The 18,131-nt window shown below is 54.4% G+C and carries 15 protein-coding genes; 4 read left to right on the top strand and 11 right to left on the bottom strand.

The genetic code is table 11. From position 1 onward, the window contains the following. Window positions 1–62: 62 nt before the first annotated feature. On the bottom strand, window positions 63–824 hold the full coding sequence (locus VC28_RS17290) for a lysophospholipid acyltransferase family protein (RefSeq protein ID WP_049631740.1): 762 nt from the start codon (window positions 822–824) through the stop codon (window positions 63–65). Then, window positions 821–1,792 (bottom strand): chorismate transformation FkbO/Hyg5 family protein, encoded by a 972-nt coding sequence (locus VC28_RS17285; RefSeq protein WP_049631739.1) that lies wholly within the window; start codon window positions 1,790–1,792, stop codon window positions 821–823. The genes VC28_RS17290 and VC28_RS17285 overlap by 4 nt, the downstream gene beginning before the upstream one ends. A gap of 193 nt (window positions 1,793–1,985) precedes the next feature. Here VC28_RS17285 and VC28_RS17280 point away from each other — a divergent pair, with 193 nt between their 5' ends. Both VC28_RS17280 and VC28_RS17275 read left to right on the top strand, forming a co-directional pair. After that, entirely contained in the window at window positions 1,986–2,255 is a 270-nt protein-coding gene (locus tag VC28_RS17280; RefSeq protein WP_049631738.1) for a phosphopantetheine-binding protein, read from the top strand. Window positions 2,256–2,272: 17 nt separating this feature from the next. Further along, window positions 2,273–3,664, top strand: coding sequence for an AMP-binding protein (locus tag VC28_RS17275; protein WP_049631737.1), 1,392 nt, complete (start codon window positions 2,273–2,275; stop codon window positions 3,662–3,664). A 23-nt stretch (window positions 3,665–3,687) separates the two neighbouring features. On the opposite strand, the gene VC28_RS17270 is transcribed toward VC28_RS17275, so the two are convergent. From VC28_RS17270 to VC28_RS17230, 9 genes are all read right to left on the bottom strand, one after another. Then, window positions 3,688–5,283: an NAD(P)/FAD-dependent oxidoreductase gene (locus tag VC28_RS17270; RefSeq protein WP_156184354.1), complete on the bottom strand. Its 1,596-nt coding sequence runs from the start codon at window positions 5,281–5,283 to the stop codon at window positions 3,688–3,690. A 3-nt stretch (window positions 5,284–5,286) separates the two neighbouring features. Continuing rightward, a complete protein-coding gene (locus VC28_RS17265) occupies window positions 5,287–6,120 on the bottom strand; it encodes a beta-ketoacyl synthase chain length factor (RefSeq protein ID WP_049631735.1) in 834 nt (277 codons plus the stop codon). Beyond that, window positions 6,117–7,328: a beta-ketoacyl-[acyl-carrier-protein] synthase family protein gene (locus tag VC28_RS17260; RefSeq protein ID WP_082191725.1), complete on the bottom strand. Its 1,212-nt coding sequence runs from the start codon at window positions 7,326–7,328 to the stop codon at window positions 6,117–6,119. The genes VC28_RS17265 and VC28_RS17260 overlap by 4 nt, the downstream gene beginning before the upstream one ends. 142 nt (window positions 7,329–7,470) lie before the next feature. Continuing rightward, entirely contained in the window at window positions 7,471–8,664 is a 1,194-nt protein-coding gene (locus VC28_RS17255) for a DUF3570 domain-containing protein (protein WP_369799062.1), read from the bottom strand. Next, window positions 8,660–8,884, bottom strand: coding sequence for a DUF4266 domain-containing protein (locus VC28_RS17250; RefSeq protein ID WP_049631734.1), 225 nt, complete (start codon window positions 8,882–8,884; stop codon window positions 8,660–8,662). Before VC28_RS17250 ends, VC28_RS17255 begins: the two co-directional genes overlap by 5 nt. Beyond that, the gene (locus VC28_RS17245; protein WP_053094225.1) at window positions 8,881–9,375 is read right to left on the bottom strand and encodes a TlpA family protein disulfide reductase; all 495 of its coding nucleotides are present in this window, start codon (window positions 9,373–9,375) and stop codon (window positions 8,881–8,883) included. The genes VC28_RS17250 and VC28_RS17245 overlap by 4 nt, the downstream gene beginning before the upstream one ends. Before the next feature lie 38 nt (window positions 9,376–9,413). Further along, complete coding sequence (locus tag VC28_RS17240; RefSeq protein WP_049631733.1) at window positions 9,414–10,082, bottom strand: outer membrane beta-barrel domain-containing protein; 669 nt, start codon at window positions 10,080–10,082, stop codon at window positions 9,414–9,416. Beyond that, window positions 10,052–10,882: an SH3 domain-containing protein gene (locus tag VC28_RS17235; protein WP_082191601.1), complete on the bottom strand. Its 831-nt coding sequence runs from the start codon at window positions 10,880–10,882 to the stop codon at window positions 10,052–10,054. Before VC28_RS17235 ends, VC28_RS17240 begins: the two co-directional genes overlap by 31 nt. A gap of 6 nt (window positions 10,883–10,888) precedes the next feature. Further along, window positions 10,889–13,867: an HzsA-related protein gene (locus VC28_RS17230; protein ID WP_231591895.1), complete on the bottom strand. Its 2,979-nt coding sequence runs from the start codon at window positions 13,865–13,867 to the stop codon at window positions 10,889–10,891. 506 nt (window positions 13,868–14,373) lie between these two features. Here VC28_RS17230 and VC28_RS17225 point away from each other — a divergent pair. Next, on the top strand, window positions 14,374–15,612 hold the full coding sequence (locus tag VC28_RS17225) for a hypothetical protein (RefSeq protein ID WP_197085560.1): 1,239 nt from the start codon (window positions 14,374–14,376) through the stop codon (window positions 15,610–15,612). 6 nt (window positions 15,613–15,618) lie between these two features. Continuing rightward, window positions 15,619–18,129, top strand: coding sequence for a LamG domain-containing protein (locus VC28_RS17220; protein ID WP_049631732.1), 2,511 nt, complete (start codon window positions 15,619–15,621; stop codon window positions 18,127–18,129). Window positions 18,130–18,131 lie beyond the last annotated feature (2 nt).

Genomic DNA, 18,131 nt, shown 5'->3' with positions numbered 1-18,131 from the left:
GGCACTTTGCAACCGGATTAAACAGGCGCGGGATTATACAAGTTTTATCGGCCAGTAAGCAGTTAGCCTTGCCTGCCTTGTAACACATCGCGCAGCTCCGCCGTGAGGGTGCGCGCCTGCAAACCGGGAGGCTGGGATTTATCGACCGCCTCATCCAGCGCTATAAGCGGCAACACGCGCAGGCTGAAATGGGGTTTAGTAGGTGGGATGCGATACCAGGGTTCGCCTTTGCGCAGGGTCATGGGCTGACAATCAATGACCACCGGCAAGAGCGGGCAAGCTGCCGCCAGCGCGATATTGGCGGCACCGCGTTTGAGCTTAAGCTCGTCGCCATCGGTGCGGGTACCTTCAGGGAAAATCATCAGGGTTTCACCACTGCGCAGCGCTGCCGCCGCTTTTTCGACCAGCTCCACCCCCACTTCGTCGTTAGGAATGTAACCGGCAAGGCTGACAATCCAGCAGGTAAACGGGTTGCGCGCCATTGCGGCTTTCATGATAAACGTGGCGTTGGGCATTACCGCCATCAACAGAATCGCGTCAAGCAAGGTGGGATGATTGGCAACCACCAGAACACCAGATTGGCTGAGCGCATCCTCGCCTTCAAACTCAACCGTTAGAAGCCCCAGCGTGCACATTATCCACACATAAAATCTAACCCAGCGCTGGATAGATCGCCGCGCCAGTTGACGGCGACGTTGCTCAGGCCAGGGAAGCAGACGGATCAGGGGCGCAAGCAGGATCGCAAGCAGCAGCGCCCCTATCGCAAAAAGGACAAAGGAAAAGGCGGTCGCCAGCAAACGCCAGCACCAATTGAGTTGTTTCATGGCGAAGAAGGCGTAGCCAGCGCCTCGATTTCAACCAATAACTGGCTGCGGCAAATGTCGGCATAAATAAAGTTGACGACCGACTCCGGCAAACGAGCATTAATCAGCGCTTGCGCCAGAGGAAGATCTTGCGGGTGGCGAAGATACACGCGCACTGCACTTAGCTCGCTTTCCGCTTGCTCTACGTGTTGCAGCAAGTGCTGGATATTGTCGAGTGTGATCGCCAATTGCTGCTGCAAGTCATCCACCGCTTGGGTGTTGTGGCCGATGATACTGGCAGTGCCAGAGACAAACACCTGCGGCTTGCTGCGTAGCGCCAAACTGGTTGCGCGGGCGAAACTCGGGCTGCTGGGGCCGTACTCGCGCGGATATTTGTAAGCGGGTTGCTGGCGCGGGTTTTCGTGATGCACACCGGAATTGCGCCCGGCCAGCAAATAAATCACTGCGCCTTGTGCGTGATGCCCGAGCGCGGAAGCCGCCGGATATTCCCGTGGCGCGACATGATAATCATCAAACGCGCGCTCACGCCCAACGCAAAACTTCTTGTATTCCTCGCGGTCGCCATCGCCGCGATTAATGTCCGGCATAAAGTTCCAGATGCGGAAGGGGTAGGGAAAACCTTTGGATTGGATGACGCGGAACAAGCGGCCATAGGCCACCTCGGTCGCGGCTTCTATATCGCTGCAATCTTGCGGGGCGATCCAGGTGGCGACGCAGAGCACATCCTCGATCACACTCCATTGGCAGTGCTCATCGGTACCGCGCTCGGCAACCGAATCGCCGTAGCGGATGACCTCCCAGGGTTTATCGCTCAGCGACGGCATCCCCAACGGGATAATGCCCGGCTGTTCACCGGGCTCGCACAGGTCGCCAAAATTAACCAACGCAAGCACCCCGGGCTGGGCGAGCAGTTGGGCGGTATCCGTCACCGCGTTGGCAGATAAATATTCCTGGCGAAGTATGGGCATAACAGCGTCTTGTCACTTTGGTCGATGGCGTGAAAGGGCGCGAGTGTAACCAAAAACGCGCGTCAAGTTAACGCTGCATGGCGCAAGCGCGAGTGATTTTGGAGCACAAAAGGACTAAACTGCGCGCCTTTTCAACACCAATCCACACAAGATTAGCTCCACACAACCAAACGACAATAACGCCGAGGTATTTATGTCTGCGCAAACTGCTGCCCAATTGGAAATGGCCGAATTACTGGTAGAAGCACTGAATCTGGAAGATATAGCAGCCGATGAGATTGCCCCGGATGAATCCCTTTTTGGCGATGGCCTTGGGTTGGATTCTATCGATGCGCTGGAAATTGCCCTCGCCATCTCGCAAAAATACGGCGTGCAAATGCAAGCGGAAGATGAAAGCACCCGCAAGGCATTCACCAGCCTCGCCACCCTTACTGACTTTGTTCAAGCCAATAAAAGTAAGTAAGCACTAGCTGCCTTGCTATGGCTTGTGAAACCTCGATAAGCATTACAACCACACGTCAATTGCCGCTACTTGAGCGGCAGTTGGATGATTGTTTTGCCCGGATCAACCAGCCCTTGCCCGCCCTTGGCGAGCATACAGGCACAGTGAGGGTAGACGAGTTTCTTGGGCAGGTTATGCACTTGGCCGCGCGCTTGCCCGAGGCCGATGCGGTTATCAACCTCTGCGATAACCGCTACCTGTTTACCCTGGGGTTTTGTGCGGCGCTACTGCGCGGGCAGACTAACCTGCTACCGCAAAACCGCGCGCTCGCCACGCAGCAACAGCTGCTGGATCAATATCCGCGCAGCTATGTATTACACGATGGATTGGAAACCCTGCTTGATGGCTGTACCCAGCTCAACCTGAACCACTTGGATTTGCGCGCCACGACTGCCACCGCGATTCCCACCATCCCCGCTGACCAGCTCGCCGCTATCGCCTTTACCTCCGGCTCCACTGGCCAGCCCAAAGCTAACCTCAAGCCCTGGCACACCTTTGTCACCAGCAGCCGGATGAACGCCAAGGCCATGCTGGGCGATAACTACCACGGCCAGCTGCGCTTCGCGCTCGCCACAGTGCCTGCGCAGCATATGTGGGGACTGGAAACCTCGCTACTGCTGCCGCTGTTTGCGCGCCTGTGCATTAGCGATGCGCGCCCGCTGTTCCCGCAGGATGTGGCCAATGCCCTGCAACAACTACCGGCACCGCGTTTGCTGATCAGCACGCCGGTGCACTTGCGCGCCTTGGTATCCAGCGGCGTGACCATGCCGCAAGCAGCGCACTTGCTCTGCGCCACCGCGCCCTTATCCACTGAACTGGCGCAAGCCACTGAAACCTGTTTTGGCGGCGAATTGCTTGAGGTTTACGGCTGCAGCGAAGTCGGCTCCATGGCGCGCCGCCGCACGGCGCAAGAGGATGTGTGGCAGCTGTTTGAAGGCTTGGAATTTGCGGAGGAGTTAAGCGTGATTCGCGGCGATCACCTACCGCAGCAGCAACCAGTGCAGGATCGCATCGAAACCCATGACGGCCGCCGCTTTCGTCTGCTCGGGCGCAGTGACGACATGATTGAAATCGCCGGCAAACGCGGCTCATTGCAAGAGATGAACAAACTCTTGCTCGCCACGCCCGGCGTAGTGGATGGTGTGGTGTTTATGCCGGAGCATGGCACTCAGGCAGTCACCCGCCCTGTCGCCTTGGTGGTCGCCACAACCGCCAGCAAACAGGATGTGAGCGCGCGTTTTGCCGCGCATTTGGACGCGGTATTTATGCCGCGCCCGCTGTTACTGGTGGATGCCCTACCGCGCGAAGATAACGGCAAATTACCGCGCGCCAAGCTGCTGGCGTTTTACCGGCAGCTGCGCAGCCACTAGCCTCAGCCTAGAATTTTTAACCGTCAGCCTAGAATTTTTAACCGATAGTCACCCAACAGCTCAGTTTCGGCCGCGCTGGCCTCCAGCTCTGGATTTTCTCCCAACATATCCCGCACCGCCTCGGCGACTTGTTCGACCAATGCAATATTGCGCGCGAGTTCATCGGCGAGTGGCAGTTTGGGCTCTTCCATCAATACCTTGTTAAAAAATTGCAGGCAGGGGATTTGGTATTGATCCATAAACACGCCGCGATTCGGCAGCTGCAAGCGGCGCTCGGCGCGCGCGCGGAACAGGGCTTGGATGGATTGGTTGAGCTGCTGGGCTTTGTGCAATTCACCCGCCAGTGGGCGAATGCGCTCAAAGTCGCAGAGGGCATCGCGGAAATACAGCAGCGAGAGCACGCCCCAGTAGTAGCTGTAATCCCACAAGAGTTTTAAGCCCATCATCACTCTATCGCCAAAACCGCCGTATTGGCCGGTGTAAAGCGACAAGGTATTTTGGTAGATGGAGCGCAACAAGCGTTCATAGACGACCGTTTGCACACGGATATCCTGCCCGCGCCGCTCGGCGGTAATCAGCGAGCAAATAAAACCGTTGGCGAAGGCGATAAAGTCACTGCCCGGCGAATAAAAAGGGTCGGCAAACAAGCCAGCCTCACCCGCCACTGCCCAGCGCTGGTCGCTAAATAGCTGTTTGCAGTCGTAGGAATAATCGCGCAGCAGAACAAAATCGAGGAAGTTCGCATCGCCAATCGCCGCGGCACAGCGCGGTTGATGTTGCGCCAACCACGCCATTGCTGAGGTTTGGTCGCTAATTGCCGCCGCATCAAACGCCATATCGTCCATCACTATGCCGATGCTGGTCACACCCGAGGCGAGCGGGATAATCCACACCCAGTAACCCGGCCCCACCAAGTGATTGGTACTCAGCCAGCGGCGCCCTTCGGGCATACAACGGGCATGCCATTCGGGGAGGTCACACCAGTCGTCCAGGGTAATTTTGCGATCCACCCGAAACCAGATGGCGTTGGATTTGTGCGCGTTTTTGGCGGCGAGATTGAAGTGATTTTTCAGCAAACTGGCGCGCCCGGCGGTGTCTACCAGCCAGTGGCCGATAAGGGTTTGCTCGCCATCGGCGGTGCGAATTACCAGTTGTTTGTCATGTGCCGAACCAGTTTCAGCCTGGGTGTCCAACTGCAGGATATCGGCCTTGTCGATCAGGCTAACGCCCAGAGCGCGCACCTCATCGGCGAGGTGATTTTCGATATCGCCACGGTCGATTTGATAGGTGGGAATACCAAAGGTTTGGCTGGCACCCAGCTCGTCCTGTTGGGCAAAGTCATCGGCTGGCGCACCAAAGAAGATACGGATACCGAATTTTTTGAGGTGGTTTTCCTTGAGGTGCTGCATCAACCCCAAGTGGTGCGACAAATAGTGCGAGCCAATTTCCACCGTGGATTCGCCTACTTTGGCGATGGCGCGCGGGCGCGGAAAGCCCTGCTTTTCCACCACCACAATCGATAACTCGGGATTCGCCTGCTTGAGCTGTTTGGCCAAGCCCAAACCAGCCAGACCGCCGCCCGCGATAATCACATCCCAATAGGACAGTTTTTCACTCATCACCTAAAAACTCACCTCAAGGTTAAGCGCGCGCGCCGGGCTAAGGGCAAAAGAAGCCTGACCCGCTTGCTTGGTTGCCAATTGCTGTAGCAGCCCCAGCACCTTGGCTGATGGGTTATCGCGATAAAGTGCGGCCAACTGGGTAGAGGGCAATTGTGGCTCCACAACCGCAGCGGTGTTTTCATCGCCAAGGGTCAAGCGGGCGATGGGCGAGCTTGCCGAACCCGCAGGCACGAGTAACAGCGCCACGGCAAAGCTGTGTTCGCAGGCGAAAATCTGGCGATAGGCATCGTGCGCGGCGGTATCAAACAGAGTCACCAGTACCGGTTCGCTGTGCTGCTGGCACTGGATCATCGCCTCCAGCAGCGCCAAACCGGCGGTATTTTGGTAAGCGGCAATGGAGTTGGCGGATTTCATACAGCCGGTACTAATAGTCCAGTAACCAGCCGCCGCGTTATGCACCGAATTGTGGAATTTCGTCGGCGATAGCTGCTTTTCGGCGGTGGTGAGCACGCGGCACATATAATCAGTGATTTCGGTATCGCCTAACCCCGAGCCAAATACGCAGGCGACATCGCTGGATGCCAAACCCGCTTGCTGCAGCGCCTGCCAGCTCACATCAACAGCGGCACGTACCGGCAATGGCGCACGGCGGCGTTCGTTAGCAGGGATAATCTCCGGCTTGGGCACTTGGGTTGCCCACTGCAAATCCTCGCCAATGGAAGGATTGGCAAACAGCGCCTGCAGCTCAGGCCAGTTATTAAATGCTGGCCCCCAAGCGCCTATCCCCACAAGATCTGCACCCACCAGATCTACCGTCATCTTCTGCTGGCTCATGCTGACACCTCCGCACGGCTAAAAATCAGGCAGGCGTTGTTGCCGCCAAAGCCGAAGGAGTTGCTCATTACATGGGTCAGATCTGCGGTTTGATTTGCCGCTGTCATCTTGATGGCGATGTCAGGATCAACCTGCGCCAGATTCAGCGTACCTGGAACCACGCCAGACGCGAGCGCCTCCAGTGCAAAAATGGATTCCAGAATTCCCGCCGCACCCAGGGTGTGGCCGGTCCAGCCTTTGGTGGAGCTTGCGAGCGTTGTGCTTGGAAACATGGCTCCCACCAAATTGCCTTCAATATGGTCATTGGCGCGACTGGCGGTGCCATGCAGATTGATATAGTCGATTTGCGCCGGCACCAAACCCGCCTGCGCCAGCGCCTGCTCAATCGCCAAACGCGCACCCTCGCCTTCAGGGTGCGGGTGCGACATATGGTGCGCATCCGAGCTTTCGCCGTAGCCGCTCAGTTGGATGCCGGTGTGTGCAATGCTTTGGGCATCGCTGCCGCGCACCAAGAGCGCAAAACCGGCGGCTTCACCCAAGTTGATGCCATCGCGCGCGCCATCAAACGGGCGGCAGGGGGATTCAGACACCAACTGCAGCGAGTGAAAACCGTAAAGCACGCTTTGGCAGAGGGTATCGGCACCGCCGACCAACACCGCATCCACAATACCGGCGCGCAACCAGCGGGCAGCGGTAGCAAAAACTTTGGCGGAGGAGGAACAGGCGGTATTCACCGTCATGTTAGGGCCATCCAACCCCAACAATTCAGCAACAAACAAACCCGGTGCGTGGGGGTTGAGTACATTTTCTTGCAGGAATTGCCGCGGCAATTGGCCTTGGTCATCCAGATGGCGATACGCCTCTTCCGAACGGTCAATACTGGAGGTACTGGACCCCATGACCACACCAATGCGCGCCGAACCAAAACGCTCAACCAGGGTGGCCAGCGATTGCTGCAGCCTGCCCTGCTGCAAGCCCAGCGCAATGAGCGCGTTATTGCGGCTTTGCCAAGCGGCCATATTGGGCGCAAACACATATTCATCAATCGCCGCCACACGGCCAATCCAGGTCGGCAAATCGCAGCCAGGGAAGTCATTGGGGCGCAGGCCGGAGCGTTGATTGGCCAGTGCTACGCGCAGTTCATCCATACCGCTGCCTGCGGCGCAGGTCGCATCATAATCGACAATTAGTATCGGCTCAGGGGACACAGTTTTCTCACTTGTTATTTGCAAAAAGGCAATGGCAGCCGCTCTCGGCAACACAGAAAAAGGCTCGGGATTATAGAGATAGGGGCACAAAATATCATCTTACGGATGAACCTTTGCGCCCGATCAGGGGAATTGCCGGAAACTAAAACCAGAAGGAGAAATATAAGCGGATCACATCAGCTTGCAGGCTGTAAAGCGGCTCCTCACCCGCAGCAAATTCCTCAGGGGAGACACGCGCATCGCGGAAATCATCGTAGTCGATATTGAAATGATCCCAATAAAGATTCGCGGTACTTTTATCGAACCAGGGAATATAACCTGGCGGAATTTTGTAGGTCACTCCCAAACCCAGCGTGGTGGATGAAAACGGGCTTAGTTCTTTATCGCGCGCCAGAAAGTTTTGTGCATCGCGATAGGGAAATAAATCCGCGTAAAAATCTGCACCGGTTTGTTCGTACATGCGGAATTTCACTTCAATCAAAAACTGTTCGCCATAGGGATGCAAATAACGCAGCTCGATATTTTCTGCATCAATACCCCAGCTATCAGAAAACTGACGCGCTTCAAAACGGACAGAGGCGCGATAAGGTAAATAATAAATGGCGCGCAACCCCAGTGCATCGCTGTTGCGGGTATGTGGGTAGCGCTCTGATTGATACAGATAACCGCCGGTGCCACTTAAATAACGCACAGAGCGATACGGGTTATTCAAACAACTTTGATCTTGTGTGAGATTCAAACACTGGTCTGTCGCGCTATCAAAACTGAGTGATGCCAATAAATTTTTGGTCACAATTTGCGATGCATTGACACTGTATTTACGACGCTGCAAATCGCGCGTGTAAGTCGGGTCGGTATTTTGCCCGACCACATCTTCACCAAAACTCACACCAAATCCGAGCGTAGTTAAATCGCCAAAAAAACTCTGATCCACACCCAACGAATAGGTCGATGCATCGTAATCATTTTCTTTACTGCTGACGTAACCGAACTTAATAGTGGAGCGGTCAACCATGTATTGGCCACTGAGGCCAGTTTCTTTGCGTTCTTCACTGTAGGGGCTGGCAGTTGCTTGCACATCAATCGATGCACTGCTCACCATATCGACATAATAATTGGCCGCCAAGGATACAGAGGTACCAATATTTTTGCGCACCAAAATCGAAGGGCCATCGATGGTTGCGCCGCCACCATCATAACCGTGGTACAACACATCGATGCGTTCATCGGGTAATACGGCGGCTTGCGTTAGCGGCGATAGCGCAAGTAGAAGAAACGATAAAAGCAAATAAAAACTGGATTCCCGCGTGCGCGGGAATGACGATGATGAATTAATTACAGCCACAGCCACCTCCCGATGCGCCGTCGCCACCACGCGCGGCTTCGCGAGCGTCGTAAACGTGATGCAAATACGAATCAGCGACAGGGTCGCGCTCGAAACTCATGATTTCGTCGGCAATTTTTTGCCGCTCGTAAGGTTTCACCCAAGGTTTTACCGAGCTACAAGCAGCGATGCACAACAGCAGCGCGAGTAATGTGAGGCGGCGCAGGATCATTCTTTAATAAGCTCTCGGATTTGATCGCGATATTTATTTTCGTCGCCCGCTTTGTAGCCGCGATTGACGTAGCGGATCTGGCCTTTTTTATCGATCACAACCGTAGTCGGCATAGCATCAACGTTATACAAGCTGCTCGCTTTGCTTTCGGTGTCATACAAAATAGGAAAGGTCACACCCAACTCTTTAATCAGTTTTTTTGCGTCAGTATTGTCTTCTTCAACATTCACACCATAAAGCACAAAGCCCGCGGCACTGTAGCGTTTGGACATTTCATCCAGCAACGGCATTTCTTTACGGCAAGGGCCACACCAGGATGCCCAGAAATTTAACATCACCACCTGACCCCGCTGTTCAGCCAAGCGCACATTTTCACCGGTGCTACTTTGCAGGGTGAAATCGGGGGCGGCATCAGCCGCTGCATGCAACGAAAAAACGCCGACAGAAACCAGCATCACCAAGCGTGCAAACATTTTTTGCAATAACATCATTAAATTCACCACTTAAATAACCGTATTAAAAATAGCCATTAAAAAAACAACGACAATCCGATACGCGATTCCAGATTGGTTACGGTTTTGCTTTCACCAAAGAGTTCATGTTTAAAGCTGTGACCGCGCATGCTGATATCCAACGCCATCCAATCAGTCGTGTAAAAGCGCAACCCGGCACCAATGTTGGTAGTGAAATAATCTTTTGCAGCAAAATCGGTATTGCCTGCACCCGCCAAAATATAAAAGTGATTATTGAACGTCCATTTATCGGAAATAAATACTTGTCCATGCAAGAAATTGTATCCAAGTGACAAGTTGTAATAATTCAAATCGCGCTCATCATCGGTAAGCAGTTCTACACCGCCGCTCAACAATTCATAACTGGTTTTTTCGGTTTTACTGATGCCGTAGGCAGCCTCAACAAAAAAGTCTTCTGTTATGTGATAGGCAAAGGTAATCCCCTGCACTTCATTAGTGCCAAAGTCTTCGATACTGAGCAGCCCAAAAAACGCGCCCATTTCAAAATTTTCGCTATCAAGATCATCTTCTTTAATGGTGCGGCGCTTGATGTCCGGCGTGATGATCTGCTCAAGCTCATCGTCCTCGCTTTCACTGGAGTCATCCTGCGCATAGGCCAGCTGCCCAACGCAAGTGGTGCCGAGCAACAGCGCGATTAAAAAAAGACGTTGAATCCGACTTTCCATTCATTAACCTCTTCGTTGGTATTGCGGCTGGTGAGTATGTAGTGATTGGTGTACTCCACCCGCAGGAAAAAACGGCCCGTCAAATGCACATAAGTGCCAATGCTTGCCTGCAATAAATTGTCTTCGCGATCTTCGGTCTGAACCAGTGTCGAGCTGGGGAAAGTGTTAATCGTACCGCCGCCGATACTTAAAAAAGGCGATGCGCGCAATTCAGGAAACGGTTGGAATAAAATGCCCGCCGCAATAATTTGGCTGTCAGAAAACTGGCCCGTATTTTCGGCGTAGCGCAATTCCGCTGATAAATTTTTGGTGAAGCGATAGCCCACATTCATCGACAAACTGTCTGCACCGGCAAAATCACCATAGGCTGCACCCATTTCAAACCGGTTCACCAAATAATCGGCTTGCTTGGTATCGGGAAACTCCGGTTTGCTGCCATCCAGCGCCAAGGTAAATTGCATATCATCGCGCTTGATCCAACCGACTATGCCGCGCTTGGTTTTGATTTTTATCCAATCCGTGCGGCTTTTGATCAGCGTAATAATTTCGTCGCGCTCGACCACATGAAAAATGGGATAACCACGGCCGGGGCCGGAATACACATTGATAAATGCATCGTCCACACTGACCTGCAGCGGTTCATCTTCTGCAAACCAATTACTAAACCAACTTTGCGCCAATGCGGGTTGCGCGGCAAACAGTAAACCACACAAAAGCAGGCGCACTATTGGCAACCCGGCGACTACTGAAAAATAGTTGCGCGACTGTTTTTGTTGTTGTGCTGCGCTGAAAATCGTCATTGAAAATCAATCTACCGAATCAAAGGGATTGTTGTAGTAGGCCGCGCGGATATCGAGCCACTCAGATAATAGTTTCAACTCACTGGAATTTAAAAAGCCGCGATGGTCAACAGTATCCGTCGCCGCATCAAAATTAGCAAAGCGACTGAAAAACCGTGCGCTGGCGCGCGCGCCACCCGCCGACATAGACGCAGTCACACCGATTTGTTCGGTAAGGGGTATCGGATTGCCCTCGGCATCCAATACCAATACCTGTTCGACCTCGCCCAATTCGTTGGTTACGTCTTGCTGTACAAACGGGCAATCCACAACACCTTCGCAGGTGGGGTTTCCGTCGGCATCAAACACAACCTGACACTCGGGAATCGCATCTTCATCGACAACGAACTCGCACACGGGAATGTTATCGGTGAGACCCGCCATGTCGTCAGTAAGAATTTGACGCAGGTCATTCACCAACAACTCGCGGTAAGAGGTCATGTGATCGTTGTTCATATCCGATGGTTGACTCGTCAACTCTAGCTGACCCGCTGGAACCTGCACAAGCGCATTGCCATTGAGATCGGTGGTGTTGCGGCTGTGGCAACCCGTGCATTGACGCTCGACCGCATTGACCACACGGCTTCGCTCCCACAAAGGTTGGATATGGGTTTCGTAGTTGATGGTGATCCGGCACAAGCTATTCCAGCCATCCGGCTCCATGCAGGCTTCAGAGGTAGGCGCATGGATTTGCGCAGGATCATCTGCAAGGGTGCTATAGCGATAATCAAAAGCGGGCTCTTTGGCGCGGACTGCAGGGTCTGTCCACTCATCGTTAAAGACGATATCCACACTCGGCTGACGCAACGCAACCGGTGCACAGCTTGCGGCATTTCCCGCTTCCACACAGAAGGTCGAGCGAACGGCAAACTCAGCCATGGTTTCGCCCATCGCAGGGGTGATGGGTGTACCGAAACTATCAAAGCGGATGGTATTTAAAAATTGCATCCCGCTGGTTGCCGCACCCTGATTGAGCGCCGCTGCTTCGGCATCGGCACGGCCATGGGCGACATCATTGCGATTATCATGGCAGCCATTGCACTCCCGCACTTCGCCCGGGCGCAACTGCAACCAGTTATTGTGTACCGGGCTAATACGGCGACCATTCACATCCAGAATTTCAATGGTAAACGCCACATCGGCGGGGACTTTTACCTTGACCGAACCATCCGGCTCGATGGGCGCATAGCCCAATATTTCACGCATCCCCCCGCCGCTAACACCAAAAGCAGAGCCGTCAAAATCGAGCGTATCGTCATCGGGCATGGAAACAGCTTTGATCAAACGCAGAAAGCGCGCGGGGCGCTGGGATGGGGCAGCGGCCGCCATCGCCGCCAGGTCTGCTGGCGCACTGGTCACACCGTAGCGGCCAAAGCTGCCATCAAAGTCATACACACTGCGGATATGGAGCACCCCGACCGATTCCTGCGCGAGCTGGGTATCTACTTCCGAGCGGAAAAAGGTGGGCGGGGTAATTTTTTCCAGCGAGACCGCATCGGTGTACATCAGCCCCGGCTTTGCCAGCACTACCGGCTGCTGGGTTTGCTGGGTGATGTCATAGATCCAGATGCCGTAAAACGGCTCTGCTTCGGTGATATCAGGGATCGCCCGATTGGCTTCAGTACAGGGCAGGAGGCGTTCGGTTTCCGGCTCTTGCAGACGGCACTGGCTCCAACTCACCAGCAACCGATTGGTGCCATCATAAAGCGGATAAAGCGAGGCAAAACGTCCGTGTGGTGAGATTTCATTTTCGCCTTCGCGGATATTGACCGGCAGTATGGATATACGGGTCTGCCCATCTGCGCCCGCACTGTTAGCCCCCTGAACCGGGCGGTCGAATTCACTGAACCCGGCACCATCGATCACCACCATATCGCCCCCCAGCAGCGCGCCGCTGGGTTTGAGGATGGCCGCAATACGGCCGTCGGGCATGGGGTTCAGGCCAAACAAGCGCGGCGTGCTTTGGGTGTCATCTTCCGGCTCTTCGTTCAGGCTGTTATAGCCATAATAAATCTGGCTATTGGTGCCATCGGGATTGACGGTGTAGAAGCTGAGATTATCGTTACCCAGTGCATCCCAACGCATATAAAACACGCGCCCATCGGGCAGAACGCCGGGCTGGATATCGTGGCTTTGGTTGTAGGTAATTTGCTGGATGTCAGTGCCGTCGTCTTTCATGGTGTGCAGCACGAACGCGGGCTCGTTGCGGTCATCCTCGATACCGGCGGCATACTGCGGCTTACCGTCATCCAGCAAGATGGCTTTGCTGCGCGTTTGACGGGTGGAGGCAAACAAAATGCGCCCATCGGGCAAATAGCGCGGGGAAATATCCTGCCCTGCCTCAGCGACTATGTCGGTCGCAATAATGCGCCGCAGGGTTTTGCTTTCCAGATGGTATTCCCAGATATTCCAGGTGGGCTGCTCGTCTTCGTCAGCATCTTCGATTTCCGGCGCACGCATCGCAAATACCAGGCTCTGCCCATCGGGGTGAACCGAGATATCCTTTACATCGTAGAGCGAGCCATCGGGATAGTCCTCAACGGGAAAATCCTCCAGCGGAAAAGCGGCCGAACTGATATCAACCGGCGTTGCCTGCGCAGTGGCGCGCTCTTTCAGGATTAATTTGGCACCGGGATTAAAAGCCGCTGGCTCAAACACATCAGGGAAAACTGGCTCACCGTCTTCATCAACCGGAATAGGGCGTTCGATATAGGCGATAGGCAAATCCACCACAACAGGATCAGGCTGTTGCCCGCCATCGGACTTGCCACCTCCACTGCCACCACCACAGCCGACCAACACCAACTGAATGCTCGTCAGCAAGGCCAAACAGGTACTCCGCCATAACGGAAAACCAGCCTTGACAGTGAGCAGAGAAAACCCCAATTCGCATTTCATAAAACGGTTGCCAATGTTGTTATAGAGCGATTCGCGCAGCTTGATCATCAAAAGCCGCGCCAACACGATTGCATTCAGCCAATACTAGCCAAAGGCGCGATCTTCATCCGATTCCACAGAAAGCGATGTGATCTCCTTCTCGCTTTACCGGCACAAAGCGCTTTCTGGCCTTAACCCCTACGGAATTGAACCAGTTCTCACTATGCCCATATGCACACCAAAGTGACAATTTATGCCACATCAACAGCGGTAAACTATCCGACTAACGGCAGAAGGAAAGCGCTGGGATAGAGTTAAAATCACCCCCAAACGACAAGGAAAAAGCGCCACCGCAAAAAGGAAGAGAGAACCAATTCTAATTCTGGAAACCTGCATGCCGATACGGGTTTGTGCGCACTTTTTCGGCATATTCACTGCATAGTCACCGCGTTTATCGCTTAACTATCACATTCATTGCGTAACTGTCATATTCATTGCGTGACTATCACATTTATCGTTTAACACTGTCTGCACACCGCTGCCATGCTTGTTGCAGCCATTGACCGGGAGCCACCGTGACTATTCCCTCTACCCGCTTATTCCGCAAGCTGGCGTTTTATCTGCCAGCCGGATTATTCGCACTGGCGCTGATTGCGCCCACCACCCAGGCAGGCTCACGCGAACAAGCCTTGCAAATCCATAACCGCGTCGCCGGTGTACCTCCCACAGAAGCAGTTCTGTTGCAAATGGCAGCACAGATAGACGCGGGCCAAACTGCCGAAGCAGTGAAAATCGCCATGGATAACGAGGCGTTTTACAGCGTCACACTGAAGAACATGGCAACCCCCTGGACCAACCGGGAGCAAACTGTATTCGCACCACTCAACGACTACACCGCGACTATTATCGGCCTGGTGCGCGACAACGCCGATTTCCGCACGGCGCTTTATGACGATGTGGTTTACACCAGCAGCGCAGGCGGTTTACCCGCCTACTCCAACAGCAATAACGCGCACTATGAGGCGATTGAAAACCAGGGCGTCAGCCTGAAAGACACCTTGGTACGCCGCACCCAATCCAGCTTGAATGGCTTGCCATCCGATGCCACCTCTGGCGTGATCACCAGCCGTGCTGCTGCCAAAGCGTTCTTTATCGCCGGCACTAACCGCGCCATGTTCCGCTTTACCCTGATGAACCATTTATGCCGCGATCTGGAACAAGTTCATGACACATCGCTGGTGCCGGACTATATCCGTCAGGATGTGAGCCGCAGCCCCGGTGGCGATAGCCGCGTATTTCTCAACAACTGCATCGGCTGTCACAACGGCATGGATCCACTGGCCAAAGCCTACGCCTATTACGATTACGAATTTGATATTAACGCCGACCCTGATGGTGTAAGTGGTGCCATTCATTACAACACCGAGGGCACGCTCGATCCGGACACCAATTCGCGCGTGGAAAAGAAATACCGTATCAACAGTTCTACCTTCAAACCCGGCTACGTCACCACCAACGACGACTGGACCAACTACTGGCGGCAGGGCCAGAACAGCCACTTGGGTTGGGCGTGGAATTCACCGGCATTAACGGGCAGCGGCAGCGGAGCCAAAACCATGAACATGGAGCTTGCACACTCGAAAGCCTTTGCCAGCTGTCAGGTAGAAAAAGTGTTCCAGAATGTGTGCCTGCGCAAACCGGGCGATGCGACTGATCGCGCCAAAATTGAGGAGTTCACCCAAAACTTCGCCACCCATAACTATCAGTTGAAGCAGGTGTTTATCGACACCGCCAACTACTGCAAAGGCCAATAAGGGGTGATGACTGTGAAAACCATTCAATTGCGCTCCTCGCTGCTTATCCTCAGCTTGATTACCGCCCTGATTGGCTGCGGTTCCGGCTCGGGTGCCAAAACCGAACCCAACCCCAATACCAATCCCGGTAATGGCAACGGCGAAGACTTTTCCTACAAAGGTGAAAAACCGGCATCGACGGCTGACATCACCAAATTCCAGAACAACCTGTGGATCAATATCGCGCGCGAAAACCGCTGCGGCGGCTGCCATACCCAAGGCAAGCAAGCACCAGAATTTGCACGCGGCGATGACATCAACCTCGCCTATGCAGCGGTGATTGATAATGGCTTGGTGACGCTGGGTAATCCGGCGCAGTCGCGCTTGGTCACCAAAGTCGCTGCTGGTCACAACTGCTGGCTGGCGGATCCGGTTGCCTGCGGCGATATCATGACCACCTGGATTACCGCTTGGGCAGGCAGCAGCGGCACCACCGCCAACAGCACCGTACTCACACCACCCGCCGAAAAAGATGTGAGCAGTAGCAAGGTATTTCCGAGCAGCCCCACGGCGTTTTCCACCACGGTTTATCCGGTACTGACGGAGTATTGCGCCCAGTGTCACAGCGAGAGCTCCATCACCCGCCAACAACCCTATTTTGCGAGCAGCCGTGTCGATGTTGCCTATGAGGCCGCCAAAACCCGTATGCGTTTGGATAACCCATCCGCATCGCGTTTTGTGCAGCGCTTGTCGTTTGATGGCCACAACTGCTGGAGCAATTGCAGCCAGAACGCCGCGGAAATGCAGGCGGCTATTACCGCGTTTGCAGACAGCATCACCCCCATCACCGTTGACCCGAATCTGGTCATCAGCAAAGCCGTTGGCTTGAGTGATGCGTTTGTTGTCACCAGTGGCGGTCGCATCGATACCGATATTATCGCCAAGTACGAATTCAAAACCGGCAAGGGCAGCATCGCCTATGACACGTCTGGTGTAGATCCGGTCGCCAACCTGAACCTGATCGGCAACGTCGGCTGGAGCAGCGCTTGGGGTTTGAAATTTAAAGACACAGGCAAGGCGCAGGCCGCTACTGCGGACAGCCGCAAATTTTATGATTTACTGCGCGCCGCGGGCGAATACTCTATTGAGGCTTGGGTGATCCCCGACAACGTGGTGCAGGGCGATAACGACAACAACCCGGCGCGTATCGTCACCTATTCCGGCAGCAACACCAGCCGCAATTTCACCCTTGGCCAGTATGAGTACAACTACAGCTTTTTAAACCGCACCTCCATGAGCGATGCCAACGGCCTGCCCGAGCTGGCGACCGCCGCCAACGCCGAAGTGTTACAAGCGAGCTTGCAGCATGTGGTGGTCACGTTTGACCCCATCCGCGGCCGTCGCATCTACGTGAATGGCGAATTCACCGGTGATACCGACCCGGAAGCCGGTGCTGTACTCAAAGATTGGGACAGCAGTTTTGCGCTTGCGATTGGTAACGATGTCTCCAATAACCGCCCCTGGTCGGGCAGCATCCGCTTTTTAGCAATCCACAAACGCGCGATGAGCGAAGCGGATATCAAAACCAACTTCGAAGTAGGCGTTGGAGCGAAATATTTGTTGCTGTTCAACGTGTCGGAATTGGTAGGTACACCGCTCAGTTTTATCGTGTTCGATGTACAGCAATTTGACGACTACGCCTACCTGTTCAGCTCGCCCTTCTTCACCAATCTGGGCGATGAAAAAGTCTCGGGTAATGTGGATTTGAAAGGCTTGCGCATCGGGGTAAATGGCACCGAAGCGCCCGTCGGCCAAGTGTTTGCCAATCTGGATACACAGATCAGCGCTGCACAGATGGTTGAAGGCCGTCAGCCGCTATCGAGCCTGGGGACGATCATTGAAATGAAACAGGGGCCGGAGCAAGACCAGTTCTTCCTGACCTTTGACCTGATCGGCAGCAACTCTTACAGCCGCACGCCCGTTGCCGTACCACCACCGGCGGTACCGGCGGATATTCCTGGCCAGGCGCATATCGGCCTGCGCAATTTTGCCGAGATCAATGCGGCGCTGTCGGCCATGACCGGCGTGAGCAAAACCAACGCAGCAGTGAAAACGACTTACACCAAAGTCGAACAACAACTGCCCACACTCACCAACATTGAAGGCTTTTTGGCGGCGCAACAAATGGGCATCACCCAGCTCGCCGTGGCCTATTGCAATGCACTGGTGAACGATACCAGCCTGCGCGCCGGCTATTTCAGCGGGTTTAATTTTGGTGCCAGTGCCGCGACCGCATTTGATACCAATGGCCGCAACCAGATTATCGACCCGCTGTTGCGCAATTTGCTGGCGGGCAATATCGCCTCCGGCGGCACACTCAGCAATCAGGCCAGCCCGACCGAAATCCGCGCGGAGCTGAACAACCTGATCAACCGTATGACAGCCTGTGGCAGCGGCTGTGCCAGCAACCGCACCGCCACCACCGTTAAAGCCACCTGCGCCGCCGCAATGGGCAGCGCCATTATGTTATTGCAGTAAGG

Source organism: Cellvibrio sp. pealriver (assembly GCF_001183545.1).
Taxonomy (GTDB): Bacteria; Pseudomonadota; Gammaproteobacteria; order Pseudomonadales; family Cellvibrionaceae; genus Cellvibrio.
Note: the sequence above shows the minus strand (reverse complement) of the source record. Positions and strands in the feature narration are given on the sequence as shown.